The 15,642-nt window shown below is 68.6% G+C and carries 14 protein-coding genes; 8 read left to right on the forward strand and 6 right to left on the reverse strand.

The window, feature by feature from the left end; all coding sequences use genetic code 11:
* The first annotated feature begins 141 nt into the window (after nt 1–141).
* A complete protein-coding gene (locus ACXJJ3_RS23655) occupies nt 142–1,791 on the forward strand; it encodes a phage tail tip lysozyme (protein WP_458164017.1) in 1,650 nt (549 codons plus the stop codon).
* A 17-nt stretch (nt 1,792–1,808) separates the two neighbouring features.
* Nucleotides 1,809–2,426: a PEGA domain-containing protein gene (locus tag ACXJJ3_RS23660; RefSeq protein ID WP_458164018.1), complete on the forward strand. Its 618-nt coding sequence runs from the start codon at nt 1,809–1,811 to the stop codon at nt 2,424–2,426.
* Between the two features lie 3 nt (nt 2,427–2,429).
* On the opposite strand, the gene ACXJJ3_RS23665 is transcribed toward ACXJJ3_RS23660, so the two are convergent.
* Nucleotides 2,430–3,302, reverse strand: coding sequence for a dimethylarginine dimethylaminohydrolase family protein (locus ACXJJ3_RS23665; RefSeq protein WP_458164019.1), 873 nt, complete (start codon nt 3,300–3,302; stop codon nt 2,430–2,432).
* Between the two features lie 146 nt (nt 3,303–3,448).
* Between ACXJJ3_RS23665 and hisC the strand changes: the two genes are divergently transcribed.
* Nucleotides 3,449–4,528, forward strand: a complete 1,080-nt coding sequence (gene hisC / locus ACXJJ3_RS23670; RefSeq protein WP_458164020.1) for a histidinol-phosphate transaminase — start codon at nt 3,449–3,451, stop codon at nt 4,526–4,528.
* Nucleotides 4,525–5,235, forward strand: a complete 711-nt coding sequence (locus ACXJJ3_RS23675; protein ID WP_458164021.1) for an SDR family NAD(P)-dependent oxidoreductase — start codon at nt 4,525–4,527, stop codon at nt 5,233–5,235. Before hisC ends, ACXJJ3_RS23675 begins: the two co-directional genes overlap by 4 nt.
* 119 nt (nt 5,236–5,354) lie before the next feature.
* Here ACXJJ3_RS23675 and ACXJJ3_RS23680 read toward each other — a convergent pair whose 3' ends face one another.
* Nucleotides 5,355–5,957 (reverse strand): hypothetical protein, encoded by a 603-nt coding sequence (locus ACXJJ3_RS23680; protein ID WP_458164022.1) that lies wholly within the window; start codon nt 5,955–5,957, stop codon nt 5,355–5,357.
* 391 nt (nt 5,958–6,348) lie between these two features.
* Nucleotides 6,349–7,284: an EamA family transporter gene (locus tag ACXJJ3_RS23685; protein WP_458164023.1), complete on the reverse strand. Its 936-nt coding sequence runs from the start codon at nt 7,282–7,284 to the stop codon at nt 6,349–6,351.
* A 457-nt stretch (nt 7,285–7,741) separates the two neighbouring features.
* Between ACXJJ3_RS23685 and pdhA the strand changes: the two genes are divergently transcribed.
* The 3 genes from pdhA to ACXJJ3_RS23700 are packed head-to-tail and all read left to right on the forward strand — an operon-like array spanning nt 7,742 to nt 11,286.
* On the forward strand, nt 7,742–8,905 hold the full coding sequence (gene pdhA, locus ACXJJ3_RS23690) for a pyruvate dehydrogenase (acetyl-transferring) E1 component subunit alpha (protein ID WP_458164024.1): 1,164 nt from the start codon (nt 7,742–7,744) through the stop codon (nt 8,903–8,905).
* A 3-nt stretch (nt 8,906–8,908) separates the two neighbouring features.
* Complete coding sequence (locus ACXJJ3_RS23695) at nt 8,909–9,886, forward strand: alpha-ketoacid dehydrogenase subunit beta (RefSeq protein ID WP_458164025.1); 978 nt, start codon at nt 8,909–8,911, stop codon at nt 9,884–9,886.
* Nucleotides 9,886–11,286: a dihydrolipoamide acetyltransferase family protein gene (locus tag ACXJJ3_RS23700; protein WP_458164026.1), complete on the forward strand. Its 1,401-nt coding sequence runs from the start codon at nt 9,886–9,888 to the stop codon at nt 11,284–11,286. The genes ACXJJ3_RS23695 and ACXJJ3_RS23700 overlap by 1 nt, the downstream gene beginning before the upstream one ends.
* A gap of 133 nt (nt 11,287–11,419) precedes the next feature.
* Here the strand turns inward: ACXJJ3_RS23700 and ACXJJ3_RS23705 are convergent, their stop codons facing one another.
* Nucleotides 11,420–12,289: a hypothetical protein gene (locus ACXJJ3_RS23705; RefSeq protein WP_458164027.1), complete on the reverse strand. Its 870-nt coding sequence runs from the start codon at nt 12,287–12,289 to the stop codon at nt 11,420–11,422.
* 50 nt (nt 12,290–12,339) lie between these two features.
* Here ACXJJ3_RS23705 and ACXJJ3_RS23710 point away from each other — a divergent pair, with 50 nt between their 5' ends.
* Nucleotides 12,340–13,170 (forward strand): EamA family transporter, encoded by an 831-nt coding sequence (locus ACXJJ3_RS23710; protein WP_458164028.1) that lies wholly within the window; start codon nt 12,340–12,342, stop codon nt 13,168–13,170.
* A gap of 9 nt (nt 13,171–13,179) precedes the next feature.
* Here ACXJJ3_RS23710 and ACXJJ3_RS23715 read toward each other — a convergent pair whose 3' ends face one another.
* Together ACXJJ3_RS23715 and ACXJJ3_RS23720 are read right to left on the reverse strand one after the other, a co-directional pair.
* Nucleotides 13,180–13,929: an MBL fold metallo-hydrolase gene (locus ACXJJ3_RS23715; RefSeq protein ID WP_458164029.1), complete on the reverse strand. Its 750-nt coding sequence runs from the start codon at nt 13,927–13,929 to the stop codon at nt 13,180–13,182.
* A gap of 90 nt (nt 13,930–14,019) precedes the next feature.
* Nucleotides 14,020–15,411 carry a S8 family peptidase gene (locus ACXJJ3_RS23720; protein ID WP_458164030.1) on the reverse strand — a complete coding sequence of 464 codons (1,392 nt, stop codon included), beginning with the start codon at nt 15,409–15,411 and terminating at the stop codon, nt 14,020–14,022.
* Nucleotides 15,412–15,642: the final 231 nt, after the last annotated feature.

Raw genomic sequence — 15,642 nt, forward strand, 5'->3', positions numbered from 1 at the left:
GTCGCGCCCACCCCACCCCGCCGACCCACCCTGTGGATAACTCCCGACATGATGACCCGGTTTTCAGGCACCATTTTCCACTAGTGGCCGCCCCTTCCGCGGACCAACGCGGAAGCCACCCGAGCGAGCGAGGAGCAGATCGTGGGAGACAGCAAAGCGCTGCCGATCCTCGGCGGAATCGGTCTCGTGCTCGTCCTGCCGCTCGCCATCGTCATCATCATGCTGCTCAGCGTCCTGGGCGGCCTCGACTCCGCCGAGGCTCAGTGCGCCCAGGCCTCGCAGGAGAAGAGCCTCTTCGGCTACCCGACCTCCTCGCAGAAGATCGACGTGGACTGGACGTCGCCCGCGCCGAGCTTCCCGGGTCACGAGGGCTACGACTTCAACGTCAAGGCCGGCACCCCGGTGCTCTCCTCGATGGACGGCAAGGTCGTCCAGGCGTCCGGCAGCGAGGTCCGGATCCGCCGCGAGGACGTCGAGACCCGGTACCTGTACATGGGCAGCATCACGGTCGCCGTCGGCAAGGACGTGTCCCGGGGCGATCAGATCGGCACCTCCGGTTCCGGGACCGAGCCCGCCGAGAGCGGCGGCATGTCCGGCGACCACCTGCACTGGGAGATGTGGGTCGACAAGGACGGCAACGGCAAGTGGCAGACCCAGAAGCCGGAGAAGAACCCGTTCGAGCTCGACCCTTCGGACAGTGTCGGCGGCTGCAGCTGCCAGAACGGCAACCTCTCGGGCTCGAACAACCAGCAGAAGGCCTTCAACTACTTCGTCTCGGTGGGCTACAGCAAGGAGCAGTCGGCCGGCATCGTCGGCAACATGATCTCCGAGTCCGGCGTCGAGCCGGGCCGGAAGCAGGGCACCCCGCCGGGCACGGTGACCAAGGCGAGTGACGTGGTGGATGCCGGCGGCGCGGTCGGCTGGGGCATCGTGCAGTGGACGCCGCCGGGCAAGATGATCAACCCGGCCCGTTCCGCGGGGGCGAACGACGAGCAGATCGGCTCGCTGGCGTTCCAGCTGGACTTCCTGCACAAGCAGCTCCTCGGTCAGGGTCCGCTGTCGGAGAAGGAAGCCGGCGACGCGGTGAAGGCGGCGACCACCGTCGACCAGGCCGCGGTCGCGTTCGGCGGCAAGTTCGAGCGCTTCGCGGGCTACGAGGACCCGAACAACTCGCGGTACGCCGAGCGCAAGGCGAACGCGGAGCACGTGCTGAACACCTTCGGCGGCGGGGCGCCGGCCGCCGGTAGCAGCGACTCGTCGGCGGCCACCACGGACGTGTGTGGTGCCGGCAGCGGGAACATCGCCCAGGTGGCGAAGAACCTGGCCTGGCCCGACGACGCGCACAAGCACTGGGGCACCGACGCCAGCTTGGCGAAGCCGGAGTACGTCGCGGCGATGGCGAAGTACAACGACGGTCCCAACGGTCAGACCCCGTACAGCGACTGCGGGCGGTTCGTCGCGACCGTGCTGCACATGAGCGGTGCGGATCCGAAGTTCCCGAACGTGAGCACGGACGTCCAACGGTCGTACATGCTCGCTCATCCCGAGATCTACGACCACTGGGACACGACGCCACCGGGTGGCATGAAACCCGGCGACGTCCTGAACGGACCGGGTCACACGTATCTGTACGTTGGTCCGTGGGGCGACGGCGGCGGATTCGACTCGGCGTCGGCGTCGCTCGGCGATCACGTCCCGACGGCGAGCCACCTCTACAACGTCAGCCCGAGCGGCTTCTGGGTCTTCCGGGTCAAGGGCGGCAGCACGCCGACGACGACACCGGCGAACTGAGCAAGGACGGAGCAGCGATGCTTGAGGAGAACCGGCGGCCGTTGATCATCGGCGGCGTGGTGCTGGTGGTGCTCATCGTGCTGATCGGCAGCATCACGCTGGCCGGGCGTGGCGGCCCGCAGACCAAGCTGTCAGTGGAGTCGATCCCGAACGACCTCACGCTGACCCTCGACGGGCACCAGATTCCGGCGAACGGCGAGATCAAGATCAAGTCCGGCAAGCACACCATCGAGGGTGAGCGGCGCGGCTTCCAGAGCTACAGCCAGGACATCACCGTGACCGGCGACACGGCTGCCTACAAGATGTACCTCTATGCGAACAGCGCCGAGGGCCGGCAGTGGACCGCGAACAACCCGGAGCAGGAGCTGAAGCTCGAGCAGGAGGCCGGTCGGCACTACGACGAGATGCAGGCCCGGCTGCTCGACAAGTACCCGGTGATCGGTTACTTGCCATACGTCGGCGACGGGTTCGAAGCGACCCGGGCTCCCTCGAAGTCCGACCCGAAGAACCCGGAGGCCATCTCCCTCGCGATCGAGGTCTACGGGCCGCAGGGGCGGACCAAGGCTATGCAGTGGATCGAGGGGTACGGGTGGGATCCCAATACGCTCGACATCATTTGGACCACCGGGAAGTAGTGGTCAGGCGGGGAGGAGTAGCTCCCCGCCGGGGGTGGTGATCGCGGTCAGTGGGAAGTCCAGGGGGTTGGTGAGGCAGCGGGCCGAGCCGCCGCCCTTGTGGAATTCGGAGAGGTCGAGGACGACCACCCGGAGGCCCAGGTCGGTGAGGATGCCGCGGAGGCGGGGCGAGCAGGCGGGCATGATGATCGTCTCGTTGACGACGAGGGAGTTCGCGGAGAAGGCGAAGGCTTCCTCGTCGGTGAGGACGATCGGATCCGGGACGATGCCGGAGAGTTCGGCCTGGCCGGCGAGGTCGAAGGCCGGCGGGTAGACCATCGCGTGGGTGCTGTCGACCGGGCAGAACGGCAGGTCGAGGTGGTACATGCCCTCGTGCGCGATCCGCAGGCCGCGGACCCGGATGTTCCACTCGGTGGCCAGGTGCTTGAGCGCGTCGGCTTCGGTGCGCGGCCCGTACCCCACCACCAGGCTGTCACCGAAGACGAACGCGTCGCCGGACTCGAAGTGCGGGCCGACGCCCTCGCCGCCGACCCGGTCCAGGCGGAACCCGTGGCCGGTGAACCAGTCCGCGGCGCTCAGCGACTCCGCCCGGCGCGGCTCGAACCGCATGTGCGAGAGCATCGCGCGGCCGTCGGCGGCGGCCAGGCCGAGGTTCATCGCGTACACCATGTCGGGGGAGTCGGCGCGCTGCTCCAGTACGTCGACCTCGCCGCCGGCGTCCACGATCGCCTGCCGGAGCGCGTCCCACTGCTTCAGGGTGAGCGCCGGGTCCGGCTGGTCCTGCGTCGACATGTACGGGTTGATCACGTAGTCGATCCGGAAGTGGTCCGGCCGGACCATCAGATAGCGACGACCCCACTCCAGCGGCTGTCCCATGCGTACCTCCCTGAACCGTTGAGATCCCGACTGCAGGATCCCCTGATTGTCCGACAATCAGTCAGTTTGAGGCTCGCTGTTCCCGGAGTCAAACGGTCGCCTCGGGGAGGGTGGTTCCGGTGTGCGGTACGGACTAACCTGCGGGCATGACCCCTGACAATGAGGTTCGCTTTCGCGCCTGTCTGGACGACGTGCCGGCTTACAAGCCGGGCCGTCCGCCGGAGCGCACGGACGGCCGGCCGACGTACAAGTTGTCCAGCAACGAGAACCCGTACCCGCCGCTCCCGGGCGTGCTCGCCGCCGCCGCCGAGGCCGCCGGGCAGATGAACCGCTACCCGGACATGGGCGCGGTCGACCTGCTCGAGGCGTTGTCGGCCAGGTTCGGCGTACCGGTCGGTGATCTCGCGGTCGGTACCGGGTCGGTCGCGCTGCTCTATCACCTGCTGCAGGCGACGGTCGCGGACGGTGACGAGGTCGTGTACGCGTGGCGCTCGTTCGAGGCGTACCCGATCGCGGTGCAGCTGACCGGCGCGACGTCGGTCCAGGTACCGCTGACCGCGGACGCGCGGCACGACTTCAAGGCGATGGAGGCGGCGATCACCGACCGGACGAAGGTCGTGCTGGTCTGTACGCCGAACAACCCGACCGGCCCGGTCGTCCGCCGCGACGAGCTGGTCGCGTTCGTGGACGCCGTACCGTCGAACGTGCTGGTCGTGATCGACGAGGCGTACCGCGAGTTCGTCCGGGAGACCGACGTCGTGGACGGGGTCGAGCTGTACCGCGACCGGCCGAACGTGCTGGTACTGCGGACGTTCTCGAAGGCGTACGGGCTGGCCGGCTTCCGGGTCGGGTACGCGATCGGGCATCCGCCGGTGGTCGGCGCGATCCGCAAGTGCGCGCTTCCGTTCGGGGTCAGCTACGTCGCGCAGGCGGCTGCGATCGCCTCGCTCGCCGTCGAGGACGAACTACTCGCCCGCGTCGACGCGCTGATCGAGGAGCGTCGCCGGGTGATCGCCGAACTGCAGGCCGCGGGCTGGAACGTCCCGGAGTCGGAGACGAACTTCGTCTGGCTCGAGCTCGGCGACGACACCGTGAAGTTCGCCGAGGCCGTGCAGGCCGAGGGCGTGTCGGTCCGCCCGTTCCCCGGCGACGGCGTCCGGGTCACGATCGGCGAACGCGAGGCCAACGACCTGTTCCTCGCCGTCGCCCGCGCCTGGCGCCGGTGACCTCGCTCGTCTGGATCTCCGGCGCCTCGACCGGGATCGGCGCCGCCCTGGCCGCATCGGTTCCGTTCGAGGCCGCCCGGGTCGTCGACATCTCCCGCACCGGCGGTACGACCGAGCACCTCACGGCGGATCTCGCCGATCCGGCCGACTGGTCCCGGGTCGCGGCGCAGTTCGAGACCGAGCTGTCGACGTACGCCGGAGACCGGGTCGTGTTCATCCACAACGCCGGCACGATCGCCCCGATCGGCCCCGCGGCCGCCGCCGACCCGGAGTCCTACACGCGGGCCGTGCTGCTCAACTCCGCGGCTCCGCAGGTCCTGGGCGCCGCGTTCCTCCGCGCGACGGCCCACCTGACCTGCGAACGCCACCTGATCATGCTCTCCTCGGGCGCCGCGAAGACGGCGTACGCGGGCTGGTCGTCCTACAACGCCGGCAAAGCGGCCGTCGAACACTGGGTCCGCACCGTCGGTCAGGAACAACCCGAGAACGGCTGCCGTGTCCTCGCCGTAGCCCCCGGCGTCGTCGATACCGCCATGCAGTCCGCGATCCGCGCCACCGACGAGTCCGTCTTTCCTGCCGTCGCCCGCTTCCACACCCTCAAGCAGACCGGCGCGCTCAGCACCCCGGCCGCAGCAGCCGCCGGCATCTGGTCCCTCCTCACGAGACCTCTCCCGAACGGCTCCTGCGTGGATCTCCGCGAGCTCTGACACACAGAAGCGGCGCCGGGAGGAGTGAGGCTTGCTCCCGGCGCCGCCGCGGTGTTGCTCCGAATCAGTCAACCCACCGAGGTGGCTGGTTCGGGTCCTGCATCACTGACCAGGGAGGGTCAGTTGTTCTGCTCGTTGCTCTGCTCGCAGGTCTTCAGCGAGTCGATCGAGTTGCCGCTGTTGTCCAGACCCAGGATGCCTGTCGGGTTCGTCAGCGGAACGGTGCCGCCGATGCCGGTGGCGTCGATCTCGTTGTGGCAGACCTGCCACGGGCCAACCTTGTTGTCGCTGACCGAGACAACGCCGTTGCCGTCAGCCTTGTACCACTTGCGGTTCTGCTGGTTGTCCTGCTCGCAGGTCTTGACGGCGGTGATGCTGTTGCCGTTGTTGCCCCAGCCGATGATGCCGGTGATGTCCTGGGCCGGAACCGTGCCGCCGATGCCGGTACCGGCACCGAAGTTGTGGCAGGCCTGGACCGCGCCGAGGTCGTTGCGGTCGATGGCGACCAGCGAACCGTCCTTGCGCATGCCCCACCAGCGAGCGTGGTCGCCGTCGTAGTTGCCGGCGCCCTGGGACAGAGCCGACACCTGGTCGGTCAGACCCTCGACCTGGGCCTTCTTCTGCGCGTCGTCGAGCATGTTGGCGCCCGCGAAGCTCGCGACACCAAGAGTGGCAACGGTCGCCGCCGCGGCTGCGATGACGATCTTGCGAGTTACCTGCATTATGCCAGGTTTCCTTTCGGGTTTGACGGATTCGTCTTAGTGGTAACGACCCCTGGCACGGCCGGTTACAAACTTTTTCGTCAACTATTTTCCCTGATGCGGCAGTGATATTGGTGAGCGGAAGTTGAGATGTACAGGCCCGTAACCAGGGCAGATGTGCGTCGTTGAGTCAGCGCGGGTGACGGATGGCCCGGCGAATCGGAGATTGTTTCGGTGGGCTCGGTGGCTGCCGAATTGGCAATAGCACGATTCGTCGGAACAATTTGGAACCATTGCCGGAGTTTCGTGCCGTGTTTTTTCGGGGCAGGGCGCGACCGGCAGCCAGACCCGCTGCCGCGCGCATCGGCAGCGGTGGGAGACCCGGGTCCCTTGGGCCCGGGTCTTTCCTTTGTCAGGTACGCCGGCGCTCCGCCGTGACGACCAGGGCGACGCCGACGATGATCACCGCACCGCCGAGCAGGATCTGCCAGGTCAGCCGCTCGCTCAGGATCAGCCAGCCGAGGAACACCGCGACCGCCGGGTTCACGTACGCGTACGTCCCGACCAGCGAGATCGGCGCGTTCGCGAGCAGGTACGAGTACGCCGTGTACGCGAGCAGCGAGCCGAACACCACCAGGTACGCCAGCCCGATCCACCCGCTGCCGTGGATCCGGCCGAAGTGCAGCCGCCCCGGCTCGCCCCGCAGTACGCCGAACAGCACCATCGCCGTACCGCCGAAGACCATCTCGTAGAGCGCCGTCACCAGCGGGTCCCGGGGCAGGCCGAGCCGGGGCGCGTACCGCGAACCGGTCGCCCAGCAGATCGTGCCGACGACCAGGATCGCCACCGACAACGGCTTGGCGCTCGTGTTGCCACCCGACAGCGCGAGCAACGCCGCCCCGCCGAACCCGATCAGTACGCCGACCCACGTCATCGCGCGCGGCCGTTCGCCGCCGCCGACCCGCAGCAGCATCAGCCACAGCGGGATCGCCGCGACCAGCAGTGCCGCCAGCCCGGACGGGACCGTCTGCTCCGCGATCGCCACCGCGCCGTTGCCGAGGGCAAGCAGCAGGACACCGACCGTGGCCGCGCCGATCGCCTCCCGGCGGGTGATCCGCAGCCGCCGCCACCCGGACTTCAGGGCCAGCCCGGTCGCCATCAGGACCGACGCGGTCAGGAACCGGGTCGCCATCCCGAGCATCGGCGGGATCTCGGCCTCGACCACGACCCGGATCGCCAGGTACGTCGAACCCCAGACGACGTACACCACCGCGAGCGCGGTCCAGATCATCGCGCCGGAGGCCGGCCGCGCACCGGTCTCGACTACTTCGGCGGGGGCAGTGGCCATCGCGACCCTCCTCGGGATGTCAGGGGTGTTTTGCGGGAACGATGCTTACGCTAGGCCTCGCGCGCGCGGGCGCGCAAGGAGATATCCGGCCACCCGACCGCCGGATCCCGCCACGCGCGATCGGTCGAGACGAAGTTGTGACACGTGGTGGCCGCCGGGCGCGCTCGCTGTCAGGGGAGCGTGCAGATAGGACCAGTGGCTGGACTGGTGTCTCAGCGCAGGACCGATTTCGGTACCGCCGTACCCGCTGGAGTCCAGGAAGTTAGCGCATCAGGCACCTGGTCTGTACGGTGTCCGGCAAGATGGGAGTGAGACCAGTGAGGAGGTCCACTGCCAGCAGTGCATCAACCCCTGGAATCACGCGGACCAGCCTGCGAAAGCCGCACCCGGCAACAGCGGGGGGACCCGTGCAACGTTGCGGTCGCGGCGATCCCGCGCTCGAACCCGAGGAGTGCATGTGAGTGAGTCGGTGCCGGGCCTTGCCCCGGAAGTGTTCGCGCCCCACGAGGCGCCGGTCAGTCCGCCCCAGGCCCCCGAAGAGGTCGAGTTCGTCCAGCTCCTGACGCCCGAAGGCGAGCGCGTCGAGCACCCGGACTACTCGTTCGACCTCGACGACGAGGCGGTCAAGGGCTTCTACCGGGACATGGTCCTGGTTCGCCGGATCGACGCCGAGGCGACCGCCTTGCAGCGCCAGGGTGAGCTCGGCCTGTGGGCGTCGCTGCTCGGCCAGGAGGCCGCGCAGATCGGCTCCGGCCGTGCCCTGAACAAAAAGGACATGGTCTTCCCGACCTACCGGGAGCACGGCGTCGCCTGGTGCCAGGGGGTCAACCCGCTGAACCTGCTCGGCCTGTTCCGCGGCGTCGACCAGGGTGCGTGGGACCCGAAGGACAACAACTTCCACCTGTACACGATCGTGATCGGCGCCCAGACGCTGCACGCCACCGGGTACGCGATGGGCCAGCAGCGCGACCACGCGATCGGCGACGCCGACGACGGCGAGGCCACGATCGCGTACTTCGGCGACGGCGCCAGCAGCCAGGGTGACGTCAACGAGGCGTTCATCTGGGCCTCGGTGTTCAACGCCCCGGTCGTCTTCTTCTGCCAGAACAACCAGTGGGCGATCTCGGAGCCGATCGACCGGCAGACCCGGATCCCGCTGTACCAGCGCGCCGCCGGCTTCGGCTTCCCCGGCGTCCGCGTCGACGGCAACGACGTGCTCGCGACGTACGCCGTCACCCAGCAGGCGATGAAGCGCGCCCGCGAGGGCAGCGGGCCGACGCTGATCGAGGCGTACACGTACCGGATGGGCGCGCACACCACCTCCGACGACCCGACGAAGTACCGGCTGAACGAGGACCTCGAGCACTGGAAGCTCAAGGACCCGATCGAGCGCGTGCACGCGTACCTGACCCGGCACGCCGGCGTCGACCACGACTTCTTCGACGAGATCGACGCCGAGGCCGACAAGATCGCCGCCGAACTGCGGGCCGGCTGTCTGGCGCTGCCGGAGCCGACGCTGACCGACTTCTTCCAGCACGTGTACGTCGACGAGACACCGCAACTGGCCGAACAGCGCGAGCAGTACGCCGCGTACGCCGCATCGTTCGAAGGCGAGGGCTGAGCGATGACCAACATCACTCTCGGCAAGGCCATCAACGCCGGTCTGCGGGCCGCGATGGAGAAGGACCCGAAGGTCCTCGTGATGGGCGAGGACATCGGCAAGCTCGGCGGCGTCTTCCGGGTCACCGAAGGCCTGCAGAAGGACTTCGGCGAGGACCGGGTGATCGACACCCCGCTGGCCGAGTCGGGGATCATCGGGACCGCGGTCGGGCTCGCGCTGCGCGGGTACCGACCGGTCTGCGAGATCCAGTTCGACGGGTTCGTGTTCCCGGCGTACGACCAGATCATCAGCCAGGTCGCGAAGATGCACTACCGGTCGATGGGCAAGATCACGATGCCGGTCGTCATCCGGATCCCGTACGGCGGCGGCATCGGCGCGGTCGAGCACCACTCGGAGTCGCCGGAGACGCTGTTCGCGCACGTGGCCGGGCTGAAGGTGATCTCCTGCGGCGACCCGGTCGACGCGTACTGGATGATCCAGCAGGCGATCGCGTCCGACGACCCGGTGATCTTCTTCGAGCCGAAGCGGCGGTACCACGAGAAGGCCGAGCTGGACGAGTCCGCGGGGCCGTCGCTGCCGCTGCACAAGGCGAAGGTCGTCCGTGAGGGTACGGACGCGACGCTGCTCTGTTACGGGCCGATGGTGAAGACCTGCCTGCAGGCCGCCGAGGCCGCGGTCGAGGACGGGCGGAATCTCGAGGTCGTCGACCTGCGGACGATCGCGCCGTTCGACCTCGCGACGATCTTCGCCTCCGTGAAGAAGACGCGCCGCGCGGTCGTGGTGCACGAGGCGCCGCACTCGTTCGGCCCCGGGTCGGAGATCGCGGCGCGGGTGACGGAGGAGTGCTTCTACCACCTGGAAGCGCCGGTACTGCGCGTGACCGGGTACGACACGCCGTACCCGCCGTCGCGGATGGAGGACGAGTACCTGCCGGACCTGGACCGGGTACTCGACGGCGTCGACCGGGTGATGGGGTACTGATGGGCATCCAGCAGTTCCGCCTCCCCGACGTCGGCGAGGGGCTCGTCGAGGCCGAGATCGTCAGCTGGAAGGTCAAGCCCGGCGACACGGTCAAGCTCAACGACACCGTCGTCGAGATCGAGACCGCGAAGTCGCTGGTCGAACTCCCGATCCCGTACGCCGGCACCATTACCGAACTGTTGGTCCCCGAGGGCGAGACCGTCCCCGTCGGCACCCCCATCATCTCGGTCCAGACCGACGCGACGGCCGACGAGCCCACGCAGCCGGAGGAGAACGGCGGTCGCACCGCGGTCCTCGTCGGCTACGGCCCCAAAACCACCGAAGCCAAACGCCGCCAACGCAAACCCGCCGGCGTAGGCGGTGCGGGCGGCGTGGGCGCCGCGAGCACGGCCGGCGGTCCGGTCGGTCAGGTGCCCGCATCTCCGACGCCGGGCTCACCCGCCGCAGCCGCCCTGGCAACAACCCCCGTCCCACCCCCAGCGCCTGCCGCGCCTTCGACCCCGGCGCCACAGGCGCCGGTTGCCGGGGGCCACGTACTGGCGAAGCCGCCGGTGCGGAAGTTGGCGAAGGATCTGGGGATTGATCTGGGCGCGGTCGTGCCGACCGGTGCCGGGGGAGTGATCACCCGGGCGGATGTCGAAGCGTACGTCGCGACCCCACCGGCGCTCGAGGAACCGGCGTACCAGCCCATCTCAAGCGCTCAAGGTGACACCCGCGTCCCCGTGAAGGGCGTCCAGAAGGTGATGGCGCAGGCGATGGTCGCCAGCGCGTTCACCGCGCCGCACGTCACCGAGTGGATCACCGTCGACGTCAGCGCCACGATGGAGCTGGTCGAGCGGCTGAAGTCGGACAAGGCGTTCCGCGGCCTCCGCGTCTCCCCGCTGCTGATCGTCGCGAAGGCCGTCACGCTGGCGGCCCGCCGTACGCCGATCGTGAACGCGGCCTGGGACGAGCAGGCCCAGGAGATCGTCTACAAGGGCGCGGTCAACCTCGGCATCGCCGCGGCCACCCCGCGCGGGCTGATCGTCCCGAACATCAAGGGCGCCGACCAGCTCACCCTGCCGGACCTCTGCCGCGCGCTGAACGACCTGGTCGCCACCGCCCGCGAGGGCAAGACCCAGCCGGCGGACCAGGCGGGCGGTTCGTTCACGATCACGAATGTCGGCGTGTTCGGCGTCGACGCCGGTACGCCGATCATCAACCCGGGCGAGGCCGCGATCCTCGCGTTCGGCGCGGTCCGCAAGCAGCCGTGGGTGGTGGACGACGAGATCGTCCCGCGCTGGATCACCACGCTCGCGCTGTCCTTCGACCACCGCCTGATCGACGGCGAGAAGGGCTCCACCTTCCTCGCCGACGTCGCAAGCATCCTCGAGGATCCCGCCCGCGCATTGATGTTCTGACGCCGATGGCCCGGGCGCCTGCCCGGGCCATCACCTTTGCGGAAACAAACCCGCGCTAGGTGCCGATTTGTTTCCGCAGACGCGACGCCCCCGCGAAACCACCATCCTCGAAACCGCACAGAGCCTCCGCCTGCTACCCCCAGGCGTCCTCTGACCGCCAGCGCCAACCAGCCATCGACGGTCGTCCGCGTCGGCCGACGACCAACGAGCTGTACGTCGCGCGCCAGGTCCGCGGCGGCCGGCGCAGGGTCCGCAGTACGTCGTCCGTGTCGATGTCGATCGGGAACCGCAGAAAGATCTGGAACCGCTCGTCCTTCGCATGAAGCGCGACCAGGAACTTCTGTGGATCCCGATAATCGGCCCCGGCCCAGGTGAGCTCCAGCCCGGCCGGCGTGAGGTCGAGCCCGTTGTCGATCGGCGGAGGCTGCCAGTTGAGCCGCCCCACCGCTGCGTCGTACTGCGCGGCCTCGAAGGAGACGCCGTGGTCCACCGGCGCGTCACCGAACCAGTCCCAGTGCACGACGCCGTCCGTCCGGCTGATCTGCGCCTCGGTGGAACCGCACCCCGGCTCCCCACATCCGCAGCGACCGACGACGACCCGACTCAGTTCAGCCAGCCGATTGCAGGGTACGAGGAGGTCGAACGGGTGCATGCCCATCCCGCCGAGCGGCTCGGCGATGTTCAGGTCGTTGATGCGGACAGTCACCTCCGGCCCGAGTTCGCCGTCCTCGATCTCCAGACGGAGCGTGTCGGTCGGCAGGCGCGCGTACGGCGTACCGTCGACCGCCTGACCGGGTACCCGCGGATCAGGTCGAGGTATTCCCAATTCGTGAAGCGCCGCGATCAGCAGCACCCCGCGCCGACGGGTGCTCGCCGGCGCGGCGGTGAGCGCCCGAAGCGACGGCGAGTCGAGCCCGTCTACGATCGCCTCAGCTGCCGCGGCAGCCAGGTCGTCACCGCGCGCCGCCGCGTCGTACAGCCGCTGTTCGGGTGACGTGTCCACCGCAACATAATCCGCCTGACCGGCCTCGGTCGTGGTGAGAGGGTGTTCGAGTGGTGGTGATCTTGGTGGTGCTGGGGGCGGCGGTTCTGCACGCTACCTGGAACGCGATGGCGCACGGCGCGCCGGATCGGGTTGCCGGGTTGGCGTTGTTCGAGCTGGCAGCCGGGGTGATCGGGCTGGTTGCGGTGCTGGTGATGGGGCTGCCGCCGGCGGGGACGTGGGGGTACATCATCGCGTCGGCGATCCTGCACCTCGCCTACCTCGGCGGACTGCTGGCGTCGTACCAGTTGGGGCAGTTCAGTCAGATGTATCCGTTGGCCCGCGGTACGTCGCCGTGGGTGGTGGCGGTGGTGTCGATCGTCGTACTGCATCAGCAGTTGGCGCTGCTCGAGCTGGCCGGGGTACTCCTGGTCTCGGCCGGGCTGATCGGGCTGGTCTTCATCGGGCGGCCCGGTCGCAACCAGGTCCCGGCGATCTTCGCGGCGATCGGGACGGGGTTGATGATCGCGTCGTACACGGTGGTCGACGGGGTCGCTGTGCACAAGATGCCGGTGGCAACGTACATGGGCTGGGTCTTCATGCTGCAAGGGTTCGCGATGCCGATCGCCGTGCTGTTGTGGCGCGGTCCGCGGATCTTCGACCTGCCGCGCCCGGCGATGCTGTCCGGACTGGCGGGTGGTGTCGTGTCGATGGCGGCGTACGGCCTGGTGTTGTGGGCGCAGACCCGCGGGACGCTCGCCGCGATCGCCGCGCTCCGCGAGACCAGCATCATCTTCGGCGCGATCATCGGCGCCCTCTTCTTCCACGAACGCTTCGGCCCGAAGCGAGCCACCGCCGCGGCAGTGGTCGTCGCGGGGATCGTGCTGATCACGACGGGCTAGGTGCCCCGATCAATCGAATACGACCTGCAGATTGCGTTGGTGCGGGCCCGCCATCCAGTCCTGCTCCATCCGTACGTCGACCGGCTCCTGCCGCCGGCGCAGCGCCTCGAGGTACGCCCGGTCGGCAGCAATCCGCGCCATCACCGCAGCCCCCTCGGCAACTTCCCCATGCCCCGGAACCACCACGTCAACGTGCCGCGCAGCGTCCTCGAACCGATCGAGCGCCGCTCCGTACGCCTCCAGCTGACCGCTCTGCTGCGGATCGAGCATCGGAATCAGTACGTCGGACAGCATGTCCCCGACCAGCATCACCCCACGATCCGCCAACAGCACCGCGGCATGCCCCACCGCATGCCCGTCATGCTCGACAATCTTCCCCGGCACCGTCCCACCATCGGCCGGCAACGCGCTGACCACCGCAACCAGCTCGAGCGGTATCCCCTCCGCAGTCTCCGCCGCCATGGCCCGCGCCTCCTCCCGAGACCCGTTCGCAACCCGCGCACCCCCAGCAGTCGCATACCGCGGCACATCCCCGAACCGCGAATGCCACAACAAGTGATCAAAATGCGGATGCGTAGAAAACCCAGCCGCCACAGGAATCCCAAGCCGTTCCACATCATCGGCGAGCGCACTCAGCTCAGCCCCACTGATCCCCGGATCAACGAGCACCAGCCCCTCGTCGCCCCGCACCACAGTCGAGTTGCTCCACACCCACTCGCTCTGCCGCACCCAAACCCCATCACCCACCTGCTTCAACATCCCCACACTCTGTCAGCTGTCTCCACCTGGCGCGAGCGGAATGAGGGTGAGTGGGGGTCCCGGGCGGTGGACCCCCACTCGGTTCGGGGGTTAGCGGGTTACCGCGTCCAGGGCATCGGCTATTCCTTCGCCGTAGAAGGAGTTGTTGGCGGTGGTGCCGGTGCAGCGGGGGTCGGGGGTGCTGGGGCAGGCGGTGTCCTCGGCTTCGCGCTGGAGGGCTCGTTCGATGTCGCGAGGGCCCCACCAGGGGTGGGTGGACTTGATGAGGGCGGCGATGCCGGTGACGTGGGGGGAGGCCATGGAGGTGCCGCTCATCAGGCCGTAGCCGCCGCCGGGGAGGGTGGAGAGGATGGAGCTGCCGGGGGCGGCTACGTCGATCTTGTTGAGGCCGTAGTTGGAGAAGCTGCTGCGGGCCGTGGTCTTGGTGGTGCTGGCGACGGTGATCACGCCGGGGAGTTCGGTCGGCATGTCGAGGCAGTCGTTATTGATGGTGCGCGGTACGGCGGTGGAGTCGTTCGGGCTGCCGTTGTCCGTGGTCTTGTTCGCGAGGTCGTAGTTCGAGTTGCCCGCGGCCGCGACGGCGAGGGTGCCCTGGTCGGTGGCCCACGCGTACGCGCGGCGTACCGCTTCCTGGACCGCGCCCTGGTCGCCGTTGTCCTTGCACCAGAACTCGAACGGATCGATGTAGTAGCTGTGGTTCGTGACGGCCATGTGGTGCTCCGCGGCCCAGACGATCCCGCAGATCGAGTACTCCGGGTAGATGAAGCCGGCGTCGTTCACGACCTTGACGGAGGCGATCCGGACGCCGGGCGCGACGCCGACGATGCCGATGCCGTTCCGCGCGGCGGCGACGGTGCCGGCCACGTGCGTACCGTGTGAGCTGGTGGTCGGGCGCCAGGCGCCGGCGGTGCGGTCCGGTACGCCGTTGTTGACGCAGCTGACCGAGTCCGCGGCGTCGAAGTTCGGGGCGAGGTCGGGGTGGTTGTCGTCGACGCCGCTGTCGTTGATGCCGACGAGGACGCTGCGTGAACCGTCGGTGACGGTATGTGCCTGATCGGCCTTGATCTGCTGCATGTCCCACTGCTCGCCCTCGCGCGGGTCGGCGACCGGCGTGGCGGTGGCCTCGTCGACGGCGTTCATGCCGCCTTCGCTGACGGCGGCGGTGCGGGTGGCGCCGACGGACTCGACCTCGCGGCCGTTGTGGGTGGCGCGGATGTCGGTACGGAAGTCGGGGTTCGTGGACTGCGCGATCACGACGCCTAGTTGCCGGTACGACACGAGAACCTTGCCGCCGGCGTCCTTGACCGCGTCCTCGGTCTTGCGGACGTGACCGGGCGTGGCCTTCGTATTGACCACGTAGTTCATCAGCGGACCGGCCGTGGTGGCGGCGTGCGCGCCGGTGGTGGCGCCGAGTGACACGCAGACGAGCGCGGCGGCGGAGAGTCCGGCGGCCAGCCGGCGGGGACGGGGAGTTCGGGACACGAGGCCTCCTCAGGGGCAGGGGCCGGACGGACGGGTCCGGACCGGTAACCCGAGACTCTAGGCCGGATCGTGGAGAAGCGGAGTTCTTCGTCCACAACGCAGGGGAAACCCTGCGTCAAGGTGTGCACATCGTGTGGATACGCCTGTGGATAACTTGGGGAATATCCGGCTTCGACAGTGGATTGTCTGTGTGTGTAGGATAGATACAACAAAGATACGAGTCGTATGGGT

This window comes from Kribbella sp. WER1, from assembly GCF_054189145.1.